Raw genomic sequence first — 19,426 nt, 5'->3', positions numbered from 1 at the left:
AACATAGTTTAAAGATTCATTTAGTAAATTTATGCCCAGAAAGATAATTTTTTTTATAAAATCACTATTATTAAGTTTGGTAATTATAGGGAATATATTTGCTGCTGAAATATCAATAATTCCTTTAAAAAAACCTATTTTAGATGAAGAAGTTAAGAAGCAAAAGATATCTCAAGGGATCCTTAAACCTAAACCTAAACCATCACAAAAAAAAGAAGAAGTCAAAATCGTAACAGTCAAAAAAAATAAAAAAAAAATTAATTTTCTCATTCCTAAAAGTAAGCCATTAATAGTTAAAAGTGAAAAATCTGTAGTTCAAAAAAGATCAAAATACTACAGCCAAAAAGACTATGATATTGCAAAAAAATCTATCCAGGCAATGGAAAAAAGTCAATGGACAACTGCATTGAAAAATTCAAAAAATGCTAAAGATAAATCCATATATAATTTTATACAATGGAGACATTTATTAACAACAGGAAACCAAGCTACGTTTTATGACTACATGACTTTTATACAAAACAATAAACACTACCCAAGAATAAGTAGAATAAAATATTTAGCAGAACAAAAACTTTCAACGGATAAAATTTCTCCTAAAAAAATTATTAATTGGTTTGGAGTTGATGAGCCCTTAAGTGGCTATGGTATGCTGGTATTAGGTGAAAGCTTTATACAAACTGGAGATAATGAAAAAGGAATTGCTTTAATTAAGAGAGGCTGGATTACAGCAGAACTTTCTAGAGCTAGCATGAAATCTTTAAGTAAAAAATATAGAAAATATTTAGACTCAAAAGATTATATAAATAGAGCTGATTATTTAGCATGGGAAAATAAATATTGGGATTTAAAAAGAATGCTTCCTTATTTACCTAAAGATTATCAACTACTTTATACAGCTAGACAAATTTTGATGAGTAAATCTTATGGTGTTGACCAGGCAATAAAAAATGTTCCACAAAAATTCAAAAATGATGCTGGTCTCAATCATGATCGACTTAAATGGAGAAGAAAAAGAGGCAGAATTGATAGTTCACTTGAAATATTGTTTTCAATTAAAAATAATAAAGATTATCTAGTGAGACCAGATAAATGGTGGGTTGAGAGAGCAATCATGACACGAGCTCTTATTTATAAAAATAAATATGAGACAGCTTATAAAGTTGCTAGCCAACACTCACTAGATAAAGGATCAGAGTTTGCTGAGGCTGAATGGTTGAGTGGTTGGATTGCATTAAGTTTTTTAAATGACCCTATTTTAGCAGTTGACCATTTCAATAACTTTTATCAAAACGTTAGCTACCCTATAAGTTTGGCAAGAGGCGCTTATTGGCTTGGTAGATCTTATGAAAAAATTGGTGATAAACGACAATCAGAAGATTGGTATCGTGAAGCAACAAAATATCTAACAACTTACTATGGTCAATTAGCTTTTTTAAAAATCAACCCTAGTCAAAATTTTGAACTTGAAGAACAAGCTGATGTTGAAGATGACTATCGAAAATATTTTTACAATAAAGAGCTTGTAAAAATTACACATCTTTTAAATGAATTAAATAAAGATAAATATACCAAAAATATACTGAGACATTTGGCTAATGACAATATTGCAAGTGGAAGTGAGATTTTAGCAGCCGAGCTTGCTACAAATATATCAAGATACGATTTTGCGATCCAAGTATCAAAGTTAGCCTCATATGAAAAAAGATTTCATAATACTTTTAATTATCCAATTATAAGTGTCCCCCAGTATGTTAATGGCAGAAAAATACCTGAAACAGCTTTTATACTTTCTCTTATAAGACAAGAAAGTGAATTTGACATGAGAGCAAACAGTCATGTTGGTGCACAAGGTTTAATGCAAATAATGCCCTATACGGCTAAGCTAGTTGCTAAACAAGCAAAACTTCCATATTCAAAATCAAGGTTAACTTCTGATCCTGAATATAATATTAATCTAGGCTCTCATTATATAGCTGGTTTAATTTTACAATATGATGGTGCCTACCCTTTTGCTACCGCAGCATATAATGCCGGTCCTAAAAGAGTTAAACACTGGAAAAAAATAAACAAAGATCCTCAAAAAAAACAAATTGATTTTGTAGACTGGGTTGAATTAATTCCATTTAAAGAAACTCGTAACTATGTTCAACGTGTTATGGAAAACTACAATGTTTACAGATATATCTTGGAAAAAAAGCCTATTAAAATGAAAGACTTTTTTAAAGATCAGCCTTTATTTTAATGGCGGAAGAGGAGGGATTCGAACCCTCGGTACAAGTTTCCCCGCACGGTCATTTAGCAAACGACTGGTTTCAGCCTCTCACCCACTCTTCCACTGCGACATTGATATAACCGATTGTATTGAATATTCAATATTTATAAAGTAATTCTTGAATAATATTATGAAAAATAAGTATTCAATATTCTCATTAGTCAAAAATGCTTTTTCCTATCATGAAAATTGGCAAAAAGCCTGGAAAGATCCCACTGTAAAAAAAGAATATGATGCAGTTATTATTGGTGGTGGTGGTCATGGTTTGGCAACTGCTTACTATTTAGCAAAAAAACATAATATGACAAATATTGCGGTAGTAGAAAAAGGCTGGATTGGTGGTGGTAATACAGGAAGAAATACTACGATTATAAGATCTAATTATTTATGGGATGCTAGTGCTGGTCTTTATGATCATGCTTTAAAATTGTGGGAAGGTTTATCTCAAGAAATAAATTACAATGTAATGTTTAGTCAAAGAGGTGTGATGAATCTTGCACATAACTTACAGGATGTTAGAGATTTAAAAAGACGAACACATGCTAATAGATTAAATGGCATAGACGCAGTTTACTTAAGCACAGAAGAAGTCAAAAAATTTTGCCCTATTATTAATACCTCACAAGATATTCGATATCCTGTACTGGGTGGAACTTTACAAAGAAGAGCTGGTACCGCAAGGCATGATGCTGTTGCTTGGGGGTATGCTAGAGGTGCAGATGAAATGGGTGTAGATATAATTCAAAATTGTGAAGTTAAAGGAATTAAAAGAAATGGTGATGAAGTAGAAGGTATTGAAACAACCAAAGGTTTTATAAAAACTAAAAAAGTTGGAGTAGTTGCTGCTGGTCATTCAAGTGTGCTAGCAAACATGGCAGGTTTAAGATTACCTTTAGAAAGTAAACCTCTTCAAGCTCTAGTTTCAGAACCAGTTAAACCTATTATTGATACAGTAGTGATGTCTAACGCTGTACATGCATATGTTAGTCAGTCTGACAAAGGTGAGCTAGTAATAGGTGCAGGCACTGATGATTATGTTTCTTATTCACAAAAAGGTAGTCACGATATTGTTGAGGGAACATTAAATGCAATCTTAGAACTTTATCCAATTTTTAGTAGAATGAGAATGCTTCGACAATGGGGTGGAATTGTAGATATCTGCCCAGATGCTAGTCCTATTATTAGTAAAACGACGATAAAAGGTTTGTACTTTAATTGTGGCTGGGGAACTGGTGGATTTAAAGCAACACCTGGATCAGGTGATTTATTTGCTCACACAATCGCAAATGATGAACCACACAAACTAAATGCTGCATTTAATTTAAATAGGTTTATCAGTGGAGACCTTGTTGATGAACATGGTGCAGCGGCGGTAGCTCATTAATGTTTTTAATTACTTGTCCTTTTTGTGGTGAACGAGAACAAAGTGAATTTAAAGCTGGTGGTGAAGCTCACATTGAAAGACCTAAACAACCCACAGAATTAAGTGATGATGAATGGGCAGAATACTTATTTATGAGAAAAAACATTAAAGGAATTCAATTTGAAAGATGGAACCATGCTCACGGATGTAGAAAGTGGTTTAACATGGTGAGGGATACTTCAAATGACCAAATTAAAGCTGTTTATAAAATGGGTGAAAAACCTCCTATAAAATAATTTAATGCTAAAAAATTTAAGAGTTACAACTAGTAAATATATTGATGAAACTTCCAGAGTTTCTTTTAAATTCAATGGAAAATCTTATTTTGGATACAAAGGTGATACCCTTGCCTCAGCTTTGCTAGCTAATGGTATTCATTTAGTAGGAAGAAGTTTTAAATATCATAGGCCACGAGGAATAATGACTTCAGGATCTGAAGAGCCTAATGCAATTGTACAGGTTAATAACAACACAGCACTAACAGAACCCAATGTTAGAGCAACCGAACTAGAAATCTATCATGGGCTTGAGGCAAACAGTCAAAATTGTTGGCCTAGTGTTAACTTTGATATTGGAGGTATAAATAATTTCTTATCCCCACTTCTGCCTGCTGGTTTTTATTATAAAACATTTATGTGGCCTGCTAATTTTTGGGAAAAGTATGAATATGTTATAAGACATTCAGCAGGACTAGGAAAATCTCCAACAGTGCCTGATCCTGACATATATGATCATAAATACATTCACTGTGATGTTTTGGTTATCGGAGCTGGCATTAGTGGAATTATAGCTGCAAAAACTGCAGCAAAAAATAATCTTAAAACATTATTACTTGATGAAAAAAATGAAATCGGAGGATCTACAATTTTCCAAAATTCAGATCATATAAAAATAAACGATCAAAATTCTTCTGTTTGGTTAGAAAATGAAATTAATGAATTAAGAAATATTGAAAACCTAGAAATTAAAACAAGAACTAGTGTTGCTGCTTATCATGGATATAACTATTTATTAGCTAGAGAAAATTTAACTGATCACCTTCCTAAAAATGAAAAAAATAAAAAAGTAAGACAAAGATTATTAAAAATTAGAGCTAAAAAGGTTATTGTTGCTACTGGTTCTTTAGAGCGACCTCTGGTATTTAATAATAACGATAGACCTGGTATTATGCTTTCATCTGCAGTTAAAAAGTATGCAGATTATTATGGTGTTGCAACTGGTCAAAAAAATATATTTCTTACTAATAATGACACAGCTTATGAAAGTGCAATTTCATTACAAAAAAAAGGTATTAAAGTTGAAGCAATCATAGATATTAGAAAGCAATCTAAAACTGCATTTACTAAAGAAGCTGACGATTTAGGGATTAAAGTTTATAGATCACACACAGTTGTAAATACTGAGGGTTATAAAAGAATTAATAAAATTACAATAATGGAATTGTCAGAAGATGGTCAATCTTTTGCAAATCCAGAAAAAATAGAACTTGATTGTGATTGCCTAGCAATTGCAGGTGGATGGACGCCAGCCGTTCATTTGTTTACTCAATCAGGAGGTAAATTAAAATTTAGAGAAAAAGATCAAGTATTTATTCCTGATATATATTCATCAGCTCAAATTAGCATTGGTTCTTGTAATGGTGATTTTGATTTAGATGATGTTATAAAAAATTCTACAAAATCTTTAAAAGAATTTTTAAATATAAATGAAACTGAATTTGACAATTTAGAAATAAATTGTCCTAAAGATAATAAGATTAGAAATATTTGGCTACTTCCATCCGATAAAGTTTTAGGAAAAACAAAACCTTTCGTAGATTATCAAAATGATGCAACTGCAAAAGATATTAAACTTGCTCTAAGAGAAGGTTTTAGATCGATTGAACATGTAAAAAGATATACAACAACTGGAATGGGTACCGATCAAGGAAAGCTTGGTAATATGCATGCCCTTGGTATTATTGCAGAAACTGCTGGTGTTAAGATGGGTGAGCTTGGAACTACAACGTTTAGACCTCCTTACACTCCATTAACATTTGGAACAATTGTTGGACGAAATGTTGGTGAATATTTTGATACATTTAGAAGAACGCCAATGAATGACTGGCACATAGAAAATAAAGCTGAATTTGAAAATGTTGGTCAGTGGAAAAGAGCTTGGTACTATCCAAAAAATAATGAAACAATGCATGAGGCCGTTCAAAGGGAAAGTAAAGCTGCAAGAAATAGCGCTGGTATATTAGATGCTTCAACTCTTGGTAAAATTGATATTCAAGGAACGGATGCTTCAGAATTTTTAAACAGAGTTTATACAAATGCTTGGTCAAAACTTGCCATTGGAAAATGTCGTTATGGTTTAATGCTTAATGAAGATGGTATGGTTTACGATGATGGGGTCACAACTAGACTTGATGAAAATCATTATATTATGACCACAACAACAGGTGGTGCTGCAAACGTATTAGGAAAACTAGAAGATTACCTACAAACTGAATGGCCTGAACTAGATGTGTATTTGTCATCTGTAACGGATCATTATGCAACAGCTAGCATCTGTGGGCCTAATAGTAAAAAAATTCTTAATAAATTAATACCTGATCTTGATCTTTCAGATGAAAGCTTTCCACACATGTCATTCAAAAATACAAAAATTGGCAATATTAAATGTAGAATTATGCGTATTAGTTTTACTGGTGAACATAGTTATGAAATTAATATCCAAGCTAACTATGGTGAAGACTTATGGAAAAAATGCATGGAAGCAGGTAAAGAATTTAACATCACTCCTTATGGCACTGAGACAATGCACTTATTAAGAGCAGAAAAAGGATTTATTATTGTTGGCCAAGATACGGATGCAACGATGACACCTATAGATTTACAGATGGATTGGATTGTTAGTAAAAAGAAATATGACTTTATTGGTAAAAGATCTCTTTATAGATCTGACACCATGAAAGAAGATAGAAAACAATTAGTAGGTTTACTGACAGATAATCCAAGTGAAGTTTTAGAAGAAGGAGCTCAAATAGTTGCTGACACTAGTTTAAAACCAGTTGAAATGCTAGGTCATGTAACTTCAAGTTACTATAGCCCTAATTTAAATAAATCAATTGCCCTAGCAGTAGTTAGAGGTGGAAAAAATATGCTAGGTCAAAAATTATTTATCCCAATGGAAAATAAAAATATTAATGTGACGATTGTTGATCCTGTTTTTTTTGACAAAGAAAATTTGAGGTTAAATGCTTAATTATAAAACTTCTATTAAAGGGGATATAACATATTCTGATTTAGAAATTAAAGAAATCAAACCTATTATGAAATTAATCATAAGAGGTAAAACAAAAGATTTTATTACTGCAGTAGGTAAAAATCTTAATATGGTTTTACCCACTGAGGCTAATACGTCTACATCAGCAGAGAAATTAACTGCATTTTGGTTAAGTCCCGATGAATGGATGTTAATATCAAATGAAACTGTGAGTGAGGAAAGTAACACTTATCAAGTTGAAGATGAATTAATTAAAAATATATCTAAAGTTAAATTGGGCGCTGTAACTGATGTTAGCGACCAATTTGTAATGTTAAATATCAAAGGTGGTAAGGTTTTTGATTTATTTGCTACAGGTTCCCCTTTCAATTTTAATGATTTTAAAACAAAAAAAGGACCAGTTGTTCAAACAATATTATCTCATATTGATGTAATTATTCATCATAAAGAGATTAATGAGGTAAATTTATTTGTTAGAAGGTCTTTTTCTGAGCATTTACACTCTTGGTTGAGTGATAGTGCGTCAAGGTTATAAGCTTATATTTATTAAAATTATTGTTATAAAAAGTTTATGAAAAAAATACTTCTTGTGGTGCTATTAGCACTTTTACCCTTCTCTCTTAACGCAGAATCAAAACTTGATCAGATTTTATCCTCTGGTGAGTTAAAAGTTGGAACAACAGGCGACTGGGATCCAATGACCATGAAAGATCCTGCTACAAATAAATATAAGGGATTTGATATTGATGTCATGCAAGAATTAGCAAAAGATATGGGTGTGAAAATTACCTTTGTACCAACTGAATGGAAAACAATTGTTTCAGGAATTACCGCAGGAAGATATGATATTTCCACAAGTGTCACTAAAACTCCAAAAAGAGCAGAAGTTGCTGGATTTACAGATTCTTATTACAAGTATGGAACTGTTCCATTGGTACTTAAAAAGAATTTAAAAAAATATTCAACATGGAAATCTTTAAACAATAAAGATGTAACGATTGCTACAACACTTGGGACTTCTCAAGAGGAAAAAGCTAAAGAGTTCTTTCCTTTGTCTAAATTACAATCAGTTGAGTCACCTGCAAGAGACTTTCAAGAAGTATTAGCTGGTAGAGCTGATGGAAACATTACAAGTTCAACAGAGGCTAATAAATTAGTTGTCAAGTACCCTCAATTAGCAATTGTTCCTGATGGAGAAAAAAATCCTGCCTTTTTAGCAATGATGGTTAGTAAAAATGATCAAGTTTGGAATGATTATGTAAATGAGTGGATCAAAAGTAAAAAATCCTCTGGTTTCTTTAATAAACTACTCGCTAAATATAATTTAAAAAGCTTATAAAAAATTAGATATTAATCTCTAATTCATTATAACTTTAAGAGTGAAAAATTTACTTTTTTTACTTTTAATTTTACCCCTTACCTCTTGTAGTGGTCAGGAATTGGGTTGGTTTATTCTATCACCTAACAATGTTGAAGGTTTAACAAACCTAAAATTTTTATTAAGTGGTTTAACTACAACTATTTATATTTCAGTAGTATCTATAATTATATCTGCAATTTTAGGGTTTATCGTTGCAATTCCTTCTTTAGCTAAGAATAAATTTTTAACATACATAAATATTGGATATGTGGAAATTGTAAGAGCAATACCGTTACTTGTTTTAATATTATGGATTTATTATGGTTTACCTATAATGACTGGATTAAGTTTCAGTCCATTTGTGTCTGGAATAATTGCGCTGGCAATAAGTGAAAGTGCTTTTCAAGCAGAAATTTTTAGAGCAGGAATAAACTCAATTAAAAAATCACAATGGGAAGCAGGCTCATCACTGGGTTTAACTTTTTATAAAAGGTTAAGATTAGTAATTCTTCCACAAGCAATTAAAAATATCCTTCCTGCATTAGGCAACCAGTTTGTATATGTATTAAAAATGTCTTCATTGGTATCAATTATAGGTATTGGTGACTTAACAAGAAAAGCAAATGAATTAGTTGTGTCAACCTATAGACCATTAGAAATTTATACATTTTTAATCTTGGAATATTTAATTTTGATATTAATTGTTTCTTTCATAGTAAGAAAATTTGAAAAAAAACTTAAACAAGATGGTAATAATTAATGAGTAATTTAGACTATGATGTTGAACTAAATGATGGTGTTATTACTTTTAAAAACATTAATACTACACTTGGTTTTGTTCGGTATAATGAGACAGCCGAAGTGGAGTATATTTTTGTTAACCCTATGTTTAGACGTCAAGGACTTGCTAAAAAACTATTAAGTATCGTTGAGGAAAAAACTAAAATCAAACCCACACCTCAAGACCCAATCAGTCCTTTAGGTGAAAAGCTCTTTAAAATTAATAAACAAGAGATTAACTAGAATTTTGGAGCACCTGTTAACAGAACTACCCTATTAGCTTTAATTTTTCTTAGATTTTCTGTAATCCCAAGGATAATCAAATTCCATAGACCACATACCTATTTTATTAATTCTTGCATAATCTTCATCAGATACAAATTTTTTTGAATACCTTCTATAGGCAAATGCATAGCCACTTCTAACTAAATAACTTGATAAGCTTTCGTTATTAACAAAACATTCAGCCAGTGTTCTTTTGTATTGATCTTTTCCTTCACTAATACATTCAACGCTATTGTTTGAAATTTTATCAATAAGGATTTGTTTTGCTGTAATTCCACAAGGATCCTTAGCTCCTTCGTTAAGGCAAGTTTGTTTTAATTCAGGTGTATCTATCCCTGTAAATCTAATTTTTTCTCCATTAAGATGAATTGTGTCTCCATCTACAATTTTAATTGTTTGAGATTTGACTTGGTTAATAGTTAAAATAAATATTAGTGCGGAAACACTAATAAGAAAAATGGCTTTTTTTTTGTTTAAAAACATTATTTAAAAAATATCCAATAAAGATGATTACTGCAATACCCATAAACCAATTGGTTGCCATGATGGTATAAAAAATATCCACATAATCTCCTCCTCTAATATTAATTACATACCATAATGATAAGAACGGAAATGCAGTTAACCTTAGAACGCTTAAGTAAAGACTATAAATTGGTTTTTTAAGTGCCTGAAAGACTGCTGTTGTAATAAAGAATACTGGGTAAATAGGAGCTATTAATGCAGCAACTTTTAAATATATAGCACCATGATAAATAGCTTCTACATTATCTGTAAACTGAGATACAAAAAACTCTGCACCGAAGAATAAAACCACACCTGCTACGGCCATAAACGATGATCCAAAAAATAATGCCTTAGTATAAAGCTCTCTAATACGGTTATAATTTTTAGCACCAAAGTTTTGTCCACCGATAGAAAGTACTGCTGTATTTAAACCAATTACTGGAAGTAAGAAGACTTGCTCAACTCTTAAAGCTGCACCATAGCCTGCTGTTGCAAGATCACCAAATTGTCCAATAAAATATAATATGTTAAAAATACCTACTCCAATAAACAACATACTAATCATAATTGGCATTGCTTGTGCGAACAATTCTTTAAGAAGAATAAACTTAGGAATAAAGCATTTAATAGATAAATACTTTCTTAATTTACATGAGTTAATTTTATAGGCTAAATAAATAGTACCAATAGATTGAGCGATAACAGTTGCTATTGCAAGGCCACCTATACCATAAGCTGGAACAATTCCGTATCCCCAGATAAATAATGGGTTTAAAAAAATATTTAAAAAGAAGCTAAAGATAAGAACATTTCTATAACTTTTAGTATCTCCCTGTGCATTTAAAGCTCCATTTAAAGAGATTTGGATCATAACTATAAATGTTCCATAAAAAATTATATCTAAATACTCTCTAGTTAAAGCGATACCAGCAGCATCAGAGCCCATAACACTCAAGAGAAAATTAGAGGCGTTTAATCCAAATAAAGTAACTACAATAGAAGTAACCAATGAAAAAATTACTGATTGAGCAATAAGTAGTGAAGCTTTATTAATTTTTTTAGCACCTAATAAATTGCCAATACATGAGTTCGTTGCAGCTCCAATACCAACACCAACAGCAATGATAACAAAATATATGGGAAATGACTTAGCAATAGCACCTATAGCTTCTGCAGAAATTCTACCCGCAAACCATGTATCAACTAAATTATAAAATGTTTGAAATAATGAACCAACACTTGCTGGGATAGTTACTTTTCTAAGTAATTCCCAAATTGGATCTTTAGTTAATTTAATGGCTTTGGACAATTATTTTTCCTATTTAAATTCTTTTTGAAATATATGCTTCGATCCAGTCTTTTTAGCAAGGTTTATTTGCTTTTGTCTCATTCGAAATCTCTCTTTTTGAGTTTGAGTTAAATTATCATGACAGTTTACGCATGAAACACCCTCCTCATATTTTTTAGACTTCTTATCTTTTGGTGAAACCGGTTTTCTACATCCACTACACATTGAGTATGTGCCAGTTATTAATCCATGTTTAACACTGATTCTGTTATCAAAGACAAAACATTCCCCATTCCATAAACTTTCCTTTTTCTTAATATTTTTTAAATAATTTAAAATTCCACCTTTTAACTGATAAACATTTTTAAAACCTTTTTTTTCTAAAAATACTGAAGCTTTCTCACATCTTATTCCACCAGTACAAAACATTGCAATTGGTTTTGTTTTTTTTAGTTTATTCAGGTATTTTGGAAATTCTCTAAAATTAGCAACATCAGGATTAACTGATCTTTTAAAGGTACCCACATTATATTCAAATGGTTTTCTTGAATCTAAAACTAATGTGTCTTTATCATTAATTAACTTATTCCATTTTTTAGGATCTATATGATTATTTTTCTTATTTTTTGATGACAAAGAAAGACCCATGGGAACTACTTCTTTTTTAATTTTTACTTTTGGCTTATGAAATGGTTGAAATTTACTTTTTGAAATATTTTCACTATCAAACTTTTTAAAATTCAATATCTTTTTAATCTTGGTGATAGTTGACTTTAGATCGTTATCTTTTCCTGAGATTGTTGCATTTACTCCTTCATTAGCTATAATTATTGTTCCTCGAATATTTTTTTTAATCAAATAATCCTGTAGTAAAATCTTATTTTTTTTTAAAGAAGTGAGTTTTTTAAATTTGTAAAAACCAAAAACATCAAACATTATATCACTCTACAAACAGTCATACCGTCACCTAAAGGGACAATGATTTGTTCCACTCTTTTATCGTTTGCAACATAAGTATTAAAATCTCTAATATTTACAGTGAATTTATCTAAATTATCTTCATCAGCGACCTCACCATGCCATAAAACATTGTCTACAATAATCAATCCTCCTTTATCTAATAACTTCAGTGATCTTTCATAATATTCTTTATAATTCATTTTATCGGCATCAATAAAAACCATATCAAATTTACTATTCTTTAATTCATCTAAACTATCTAATGCAGGCTTAACAATTGTTTGAATTTTATTATTAAGATTAGCTTTTTTAAAAAAATTTACTGCAATCTTGTTGGTTTCTTTGTCTTTATCTAGCGCTATAAGTTTGCCATCATCTGGTAGTGCTAAAGCTATTGAAAGTGCACTTAACCCAGTAAAAGTACCAATTTCAAGTACATTTTTAATGTTAGAAGTTTTTATAATTAAATGAAGAAAATGACATTGAGATGTTGCTACTTGCATTCTCTTAACGTCTCCAAGTGTATTATTGTATTCGATTATTTCTTGCTGGATGGGATTTAACTTTAAACTAAAATTATTTATATATTTTTCAAGCTTTTCAGTAATTCTAATTGCTTTACCCATGGTATTTTAAGTCCTTTGTATCTACCTATTTTAAGACTATTGAAGTTTTTTCTTTAATATTTCATTTATTAGTTGTGGATTAGCTTTACCACCTGAAACTTTCATTGCTTGACCTACAAAGAAACCAAATAGCTTTTCTTTACCATTCTTATATTCAATAGCTTTTTCTCTATTAGTATCAATTATTTTATCTATTAACGCCTCTAAAGCTTTAGGGTCACTTTCCTGTTTTAAACCTTTTTCTTCAACAATTATTTGAGGATCTATGTCTCCATCAATCATCAATTCAAATATTGTTTTAGCTATTTTTCCAGAAATTGTTCCATTCTTAATTAGATTAATTAACTTTGCTAAATTTTTGGCACTTACTGGGCTTTCAGATATTTCTAAATTTTTATTATTTAAAACAGCAAATAATTCACCTGTAATCCAGTTAACTGCTAACTTCATATCTTTGTTTTTGCCCATTTTAGCAACTACCTCTTCAAAATATTTAGCTGTTTCAATATCTGATACTAAAATTGTTGCTTCGTAAGCAGAGACTTTAAACTCATCAATAAATCTTTTTTTCTTATCGTCTGGTAATTCTGGGATATCTGCTTTAAGTTTTTCTATAAATTCATCTGTTACTTCTAATGGTAATAAATCTGGATCTGGAAAATATCTATAATCATGAGCATCTTCTTTAGATCTCATAGATCTTGTTTCATTTTTCTTAGTATCAAATAATCTTGTTTCTTGATCAATTGTTTTACCTTCTTCAATTAAATCAACTTGTCTATTAGCTTCATAATCAATAGCCATTTGCATAAATTTAATTGAGTTAACATTTTTAATCTCACAACGAGTTCCAAGTTTATCAGAACCTTTAATTCTAACAGAAATATTGACATCAGCTCTTAAAGAGCCTTCCTGCATATTTCCATCACACGTACCAAGGTATCTCATAATAGATCTTAATTTTTTAATATAAGCACTAACTTCATCTGGAGTTCTCATGTCTGGTTTGCTAACAATTTCCATCAAAGCTACACCAGATCTATTTAAGTCAACCAATGTATTTTGTGGGTCCATATCATGAATACTTTTTCCAGCATCTTGTTCTAGGTGTAATCTTTCAATCCCTACTTCTTTTTGGCCATGTGCCATATCAAGAATTACAGTACCCTCTCCTACTATTGGATACTTAAACTGTGAGATCTGATAACCTTGTGGAAGATCTGCATAAAAATAATTTTTTCTATCGAAAACTGATCTTTTATTAATTTGAGCTCTTAAGCCTATTCCCGTTTTAATTGCTTGCTTTACACAGTACTCATTAATAACCGGAAGCATTCCTGGAAATGCTGCATCTACTAAACTTACTTGTGTATTAGGTTCGGCACCGAATGTTGTTGATGAAGATGAAAATAATTTTGAATTTGATGTAACCTGAGCATGAACTTCAAGACCAATTACAACTTCGTAAACATTGTCTCGTCTTTCGATTAAGTATTCTGAATTATCTTTAGTCATTTATTTAATCCACCAGTCAGTAATTTTGTTTTTAAACTGGATTTTTTCTTCCATAGCATAAGCAATATTTAAAATATTTTGCTCATCAAATGCTTTACCAATAATTTGTAGTCCCAATGGATAACCTTTAACATCTATTCCTGCTGGAATTGAAATTGCTGGTAAACCAGCTAAATTCACTGGAACTGTAAATATATCATTTAAATACATTGAAACTGGGTCATTAGTTTTTTCACCAATTTTAAAAGCAGCACTTGGTGTTGATGGAGTTAAAATTGCATCAACTTTTTTGTAAGCTTCATCAAAATCGTTTTTTATTAATTTTCTAACTTTTTGTGCCTTTAGATAATAAGCATCATAATAACCAGAGGATAAAACATAAGTTCCAATCATTATTCTTCTTTGAACTTCGCTACCAAAACCTTCAGATCTTGTCTTTTCATACATATCAATAAGGTTTTCACCTTTAGATCTAAAACCATACTTAACACCATCATATCTTGCTAAGTTTGAAGAAGCTTCCGCAGGGGCCACTATATAATAAGTAGGTAGAGCATAGTTTGTATGAGGTAATGAAATTTCTACAATTTCAGCACCACAATCTTTTGCATACTCAATGCCCTTCGTCCATAAATCCTCTATTTCTTTTGGCATTCCATCAACTCTATATTCTTTAGGAATTCCAATTTTCTTACCTTTAATATTATTTGTTAATTCTTTACTGTATTCATTTCTTTTAAAATCAATTGATGTTGAGTCTTTTTCATCATAAGTACTAATTATTTCTTGAAGCAATGCGCAATCTTTTACATCTTGAGACATTGGTCCTGCTTGATCTAATGAAGATGCAAAAGCAACAATTCCATATCGTGAACAACTTCCATAAGTAGGCTTTAATCCAACGGTACCTGTAAATGAAGCAGGTTGTCTAATAGAGCCACCTGTATCAGTTCCAATTGTAATAGGCGTTAAATTAGCTGCTAGAGCTGATGCAGAGCCTCCTGAAGAGCCACCTGGTACTAAACCTTTGTCTATTGGACTTTGTACATTTCCAAAAAAACTAGTTTCATTAGATGAGCCCATTGCAAATTCATCACAATTTAACTTACCAAGTAATATCGCACCTTCATTCCAAATATTTTGAGTAACAGTAGATTCGTACGGCGGAATAAAATTATTTAAAATTTTACTACCTGCTGTAGTTTTAACATCATTGGTACAAAACAAATCCTTAACAGCTATTGGAACACCCGGAAGTTTTAAATCAAAATTTGGTTTTTGATCAAAACTTTTAGCTTTCAAAAGTGCATTAGAAAAATCTTCTGTTATGTATGTATTTAAATCTCTAGATTTTTCTCCTCTATCAATAAAAGCTTTTGTAGTTTCTTCAGAAGAAATCTTTTTATCTTTAATATTTTTAACTAATTCAGTTAAAGTGAGTGATGTAATATCAGACATTATTCAACAACCCTTGGTACTACAAAAAAATCTTCATTTTCCTCTGGTGAGTTTTTTAATATTTGATCTCTAATATTTTCACTTTTAACCTCGTCGGCTCTTAATTTTAATGTTGTCTCTGCAACAGAAGTTAAAGGCTCAATATTATCAGTATTGAGTTCATTTAATTTTTCAATAAAATCAAATATAGAGTTAAGATCTCCAGCTAATTTATTAGCTTTTGCATCATCAACTGAGATTCTTGATAATTTAGATATATGCTTTATTGTTTTAAGATCAATTGTCATGTGGTAATTAAATATGTCGGCAAACTATCACTTAAGTATAAAATATACAATATGATCACAATTGAAGATTTTAAAATAAAACACACAAATAAGGTGAGATTTATTGGTTTAGATTTAGGGTCTAAAAGAATTGGCGTCTCAATTTGTGATGAAAGACAATCCATAGCCACACCCTTTAAAACCATAAACAAAACCAACACAAACGAACTAATTGATGAACTTAAGATAATAATTAAAGATAATAATATTGGTGGAATAATTGTAGGGAACCCAGTTAATATGGATGGCAGTCTAGGTAGATCCGCTCAATCAGTTAATGATGTTGCATCAAATATATCAAAATCTATAGACCTACCAGTAATTTTGTGGGATGAGAGACTTTCAACAGTTGGAGCATTTAATCTATCGAGTTTATTAGACGTTAACGTTTCAAAAAGAGTTAAAACAATTGATCAAAATGCTGCGGCCTTTATTTTACAAGGGGCAATAGACTTTTTAAATAATTAATACTTGCCATAGTGATGGTTAATAGTTATAGAGTTAATTTTAATGGCAACCAAAATAAATAAAGCTATTAAAATCTCTCAAAAACACCTCCTAGGGATTCAAGATCTATCAATTAATGATGTTAATTTTATTTTAGAAGAAGCTAAAAGTTTCATCAAATTAAATCAAAGTAAAAACAAAAGATTAAATGTCTTAAGTGGTAAAACTCAAATTAATTTGTTTTTTGAGCCTTCTACTAGAACACAGAGTTCATTTGAATTAGCTGGAAAAAGATTAGGTGCAGATGTTATGTCAATGAATATGGCAAATTCAGCTATTAAGAAAGGTGAAACACTAATAGATACCGCAATGACTTTAAATGCAATGCATCCTGATATAATTGTAATTAGACACCAAGACTCAGGAGCATGTAATCTTTTATCTCAAAAAGTAAATTGTGCAGTACTTAATGCTGGTGATGGAAGCCGTGAACACCCTACTCAAGCTTTATTAGACGCTTTAACAATTATAAATCGTAAAAAGAAAATTGAAGGTTTAAGAGTTGCGATTTGTGGTGACATAACTCATTCACGTGTTGCAAGATCAAATATTTATCTTTTAAATATGTTAGGTGCAGAAGTTAACATTATTGCACCATCAAATTTAATGCCAAAAGAAATAGAAAAGTTTGGGGTTAATACTTTTACAGATATGAAAAAAGGTTTGAAAGATTGTGATATTGTAATGATGTTAAGGTTACAAAATGAAAGGATGACTAGTTCTTTCTTGTCTTCTAATAGAGAGTACTATGAATATTATGGACTAACTCCAGATAAACTTGCTCATGCAAAAGATGATGCTTTAATTATGCATCCAGGCCCTATGAATAGAGGGATCGAAATTGACACTAAATTAGCAGATGACATTAACAGAAGCGTAATTAAGGAACAGGTTGAACTAGGTGTTGCAGTAAGAATGGCTTGTTTAAAAATATTTTGTGAATAAATGAAAAAACAATACTTTATAAATGCAAATATAATTGACCCTTATAACTCTATCAATGAGAATGGCGGATTAATTATTGGAGAAGATGGCTTTATTGAAGCTGTTGGTAAAAAAGTAAATATTAATAACATTCCTTCAAGAGAAAAAGTAATAGATTTAAATGGCAAATATATATTCCCAGGTCTAGTTGATATGCGTGTCTTTGCAGGTGAGCCTGGTTATGAATATAAAGAAAATTTTAGAACGCTAAGTAATGCAGCTCTTGCAGGAGGTGTTACTTCAGTTGTTACTATGCCAAATACAGATCCAATTATTGATAACGTTTCAATAGTAGATTTTTTAAAAAGACGTGGAAGAGATAAATCTAAAATTAATGTTTTTCCAAGTGCAGCCCTTACCAAAAATATTGAAGGAACTACCATGACTGAATTTGGTCTACTTCAAAGCAGAGGAATAATTGGATTTACTGATGGAGTTAAAACAATTCAAAATACTAGATTAATGTCACGTATAATGAATTCAGCTAAAGACTTGGGCACACTAATCATGCAACATGCTGAAGATTATGATTTATCCAAAAATGGAATGATTAATTCTGGAATTATTGCAACTAAACTTGGATTATCTGGAATTCCTGCTGTTGCTGAAAGAATAATTATTGAAAGAGATTTAACGTTACTTGAAAACATTAAATGCAGATATCACATATCACAGATTTCAGCTGCTAAATCAGTAGAAATTATCGAGGAAAGAAAAAATAAAGTTAAATTTACGACAGGTGTATCTATAAATAATCTTTCTTTAAATGAAAATGATATAGGAGATTTTAGAACTTTTTTAAAATTATCACCGCCATTAAGAACTGAAGAAGATAGAATTGCTCTAGTGCAAGGATTAAAAGATGAAACAATCGACATTATTGTATCTGATCACAAACCAGAAGACGAAGAGCAAAAAAGATTAACATTTGCACAAGCGTCAACAGGGGCCTCTGGAATAGAAACGCTTTTATCATTAAGTCTAGAATTATATCACAATGGCTCTGTTAAATTAGAAACTATTATTAAAGCTTTAACATCAAACCCTGCAAAAATTTTAAAAATTAATAAGGGTAATCTTTCAGTGGGCAATGAAGCAGATTTTTGCATTGTTGATATTGACAAGCCATGGGTTGTCAAAAAAGATAAGCTTGTCTCCAAATCAAAAAATACCTCTATTGAAGACAAAAAACTCCAAGGAAAAGTCACTAATACATTTGTAAAAGGTGAAGAATTATTTAAGTTATAATAATGGAATATTTAATTGTTGCATTAAGCTCATATTTATTAGGATCAATACCCTTTGGTTTTATACTTACAAAAATATTTTTAAAAAAAGATATTAGAGATATTGGCTCAGGAAACATTGGAGCTACAAACGCCCTTAGAACAGGCAATAAAACATTAGGCTACGCAACTTTACTACTGGATATAACAAAAGCTGTATTGCCTGTTTTATATGTAAAATTTAATTATCCTGATTATATCTTTATTGCATCATTAAGTGCATTTTTAGGTCATGTTTTTCCAATATGGCTTAAGTTTAAAGGGGGTAAAGGTGTTGCAACATATGTTGGAATATTATTTTCGATAAACATAGTTTTGGGTTTAGTATTTATTATTAGTTGGGCTGTTACATTTCTTATTTCAAAATACTCATCATTTTCATCACTAGTTGGTAGTTTAATGGTGCCAATGTATTTAATAATTTTTGAAAATTATAATTCAATATTTTTCATAATAATGTTTGTGCTTATATTCTACACGCACAGAGAAAACGTCAAACGATTGAAAAACAAAGAAGAAACTAAGACTAAAATTTATTGATTTGACTATCTAAGTCTTTTAAGTAATTTGTTTAGT

At 30.6% G+C, this 19,426-nt stretch carries 19 protein-coding genes and 1 tRNA gene; 12 read left to right on the top strand and 8 right to left on the bottom strand.

Features of this window, described 5'->3' with window-relative positions; translation table 11 throughout:
• The first annotated feature begins 31 nt into the window (after positions 1-31).
• Positions 32-2,245, top strand: a complete 2,214-nt coding sequence (locus AC5SLT_RS02795) for a lytic transglycosylase domain-containing protein (protein WP_006996863.1) — start codon at positions 32-34, stop codon at positions 2,243-2,245.
• On the opposite strand, the gene AC5SLT_RS02790 is transcribed toward AC5SLT_RS02795, so the two are convergent.
• Positions 2,246-2,337: transfer RNA gene (locus tag AC5SLT_RS02790), tRNA-Ser, on the bottom strand. It abuts the gene before it with no gap.
• Between the two features lie 68 nt (positions 2,338-2,405).
• On the opposite strand from AC5SLT_RS02790, the gene AC5SLT_RS02785 reads away from it, so the two are divergent.
• The 7 genes from AC5SLT_RS02785 to AC5SLT_RS02755 are packed head-to-tail and all read left to right on the top strand — an operon-like array spanning position 2,406 to position 9,351.
• Positions 2,406-3,659 (top strand): sarcosine oxidase subunit beta family protein, encoded by a 1,254-nt coding sequence (locus AC5SLT_RS02785; RefSeq protein ID WP_006996862.1) that lies wholly within the window; start codon positions 2,406-2,408, stop codon positions 3,657-3,659.
• The gene (locus AC5SLT_RS02780) at positions 3,659-3,934 is read left to right on the top strand and encodes a sarcosine oxidase subunit delta (RefSeq protein WP_006996861.1); all 276 of its coding nucleotides are present in this window, start codon (positions 3,659-3,661) and stop codon (positions 3,932-3,934) included. Before AC5SLT_RS02785 ends, AC5SLT_RS02780 begins: the two co-directional genes overlap by 1 nt.
• A 4-nt stretch (positions 3,935-3,938) precedes the next feature.
• A complete protein-coding gene (locus AC5SLT_RS02775; protein WP_006996860.1) occupies positions 3,939-6,947 on the top strand; it encodes a sarcosine oxidase subunit alpha family protein in 3,009 nt (1,002 codons plus the stop codon).
• A complete protein-coding gene (locus tag AC5SLT_RS02770; protein ID WP_006996859.1) occupies positions 6,940-7,503 on the top strand; it encodes a sarcosine oxidase subunit gamma in 564 nt (187 codons plus the stop codon). The genes AC5SLT_RS02775 and AC5SLT_RS02770 overlap by 8 nt, the downstream gene beginning before the upstream one ends.
• Positions 7,504-7,539: 36 nt before the next feature.
• Complete coding sequence (locus tag AC5SLT_RS02765; protein WP_018414158.1) at positions 7,540-8,307, top strand: transporter substrate-binding domain-containing protein; 768 nt, start codon at positions 7,540-7,542, stop codon at positions 8,305-8,307.
• Between the two features lie 40 nt (positions 8,308-8,347).
• Entirely contained in the window at positions 8,348-9,088 is a 741-nt protein-coding gene (locus tag AC5SLT_RS02760; RefSeq protein WP_006996857.1) for an amino acid ABC transporter permease, read from the top strand.
• Positions 9,088-9,351 carry a GNAT family N-acetyltransferase gene (locus AC5SLT_RS02755; RefSeq protein WP_006996856.1) on the top strand — a complete coding sequence of 88 codons (264 nt, stop codon included), beginning with the start codon at positions 9,088-9,090 and terminating at the stop codon, positions 9,349-9,351. Before AC5SLT_RS02760 ends, AC5SLT_RS02755 begins: the two co-directional genes overlap by 1 nt.
• A 39-nt stretch (positions 9,352-9,390) precedes the next feature.
• Here the strand turns inward: AC5SLT_RS02755 and AC5SLT_RS02750 are convergent, their stop codons facing one another.
• Genes AC5SLT_RS02750 through gatC form a run of 7 tightly spaced genes read right to left on the bottom strand, consistent with a single transcriptional unit; the run spans position 9,391 to position 16,034 of the window.
• Entirely contained in the window at positions 9,391-9,876 is a 486-nt protein-coding gene (locus tag AC5SLT_RS02750) for a thermonuclease family protein (RefSeq protein ID WP_006996855.1), read from the bottom strand.
• Positions 9,839-11,209 carry an MATE family efflux transporter gene (locus tag AC5SLT_RS02745; protein ID WP_494592435.1) on the bottom strand — a complete coding sequence of 457 codons (1,371 nt, stop codon included), beginning with the start codon at positions 11,207-11,209 and terminating at the stop codon, positions 9,839-9,841. The genes AC5SLT_RS02750 and AC5SLT_RS02745 overlap by 38 nt, the downstream gene beginning before the upstream one ends.
• Positions 11,210-11,218: 9 nt before the next feature.
• Positions 11,219-12,124: an oxygen-dependent tRNA uridine(34) hydroxylase TrhO gene (gene trhO, locus AC5SLT_RS02740; RefSeq protein ID WP_006996853.1), complete on the bottom strand. Its 906-nt coding sequence runs from the start codon at positions 12,122-12,124 to the stop codon at positions 11,219-11,221.
• The gene (locus AC5SLT_RS02735) at positions 12,124-12,774 is read right to left on the bottom strand and encodes an O-methyltransferase (RefSeq protein ID WP_006996852.1); all 651 of its coding nucleotides are present in this window, start codon (positions 12,772-12,774) and stop codon (positions 12,124-12,126) included. Before AC5SLT_RS02735 ends, trhO begins: the two co-directional genes overlap by 1 nt.
• A gap of 36 nt (positions 12,775-12,810) precedes the next feature.
• Positions 12,811-14,289 (bottom strand): Asp-tRNA(Asn)/Glu-tRNA(Gln) amidotransferase subunit GatB, encoded by a 1,479-nt coding sequence (gatB, locus tag AC5SLT_RS02730; RefSeq protein ID WP_006996851.1) that lies wholly within the window; start codon positions 14,287-14,289, stop codon positions 12,811-12,813.
• The gene (gene gatA / locus AC5SLT_RS02725) at positions 14,290-15,747 is read right to left on the bottom strand and encodes an Asp-tRNA(Asn)/Glu-tRNA(Gln) amidotransferase subunit GatA (protein WP_494592433.1); all 1,458 of its coding nucleotides are present in this window, start codon (positions 15,745-15,747) and stop codon (positions 14,290-14,292) included.
• A complete protein-coding gene (gatC, locus tag AC5SLT_RS02720; RefSeq protein ID WP_006996849.1) occupies positions 15,747-16,034 on the bottom strand; it encodes an Asp-tRNA(Asn)/Glu-tRNA(Gln) amidotransferase subunit GatC in 288 nt (95 codons plus the stop codon). Before gatC ends, gatA begins: the two co-directional genes overlap by 1 nt.
• 51 nt (positions 16,035-16,085) lie before the next feature.
• Here gatC and ruvX point away from each other — a divergent pair, with 51 nt between their 5' ends.
• The 4 genes from ruvX to plsY are packed head-to-tail and all read left to right on the top strand — an operon-like array spanning position 16,086 to position 19,390.
• Complete coding sequence (ruvX, locus tag AC5SLT_RS02715) at positions 16,086-16,541, top strand: Holliday junction resolvase RuvX (RefSeq protein WP_006996848.1); 456 nt, start codon at positions 16,086-16,088, stop codon at positions 16,539-16,541.
• A 42-nt stretch (positions 16,542-16,583) separates the two neighbouring features.
• Positions 16,584-17,525 (top strand): aspartate carbamoyltransferase catalytic subunit, encoded by a 942-nt coding sequence (locus tag AC5SLT_RS02710; protein ID WP_006996847.1) that lies wholly within the window; start codon positions 16,584-16,586, stop codon positions 17,523-17,525.
• A complete protein-coding gene (gene pyrC / locus AC5SLT_RS02705; RefSeq protein WP_494592431.1) occupies positions 17,526-18,812 on the top strand; it encodes a dihydroorotase in 1,287 nt (428 codons plus the stop codon).
• Between the two features lie 2 nt (positions 18,813-18,814).
• Positions 18,815-19,390 (top strand): glycerol-3-phosphate 1-O-acyltransferase PlsY, encoded by a 576-nt coding sequence (gene plsY / locus AC5SLT_RS02700; protein WP_494592429.1) that lies wholly within the window; start codon positions 18,815-18,817, stop codon positions 19,388-19,390.
• Positions 19,391-19,426 lie beyond the last annotated feature (36 nt).

The organism is Candidatus Pelagibacter sp. PS_11, assembly GCF_059417975.1.
This window is presented reverse-complemented; position numbering and strand designations above follow the sequence as displayed.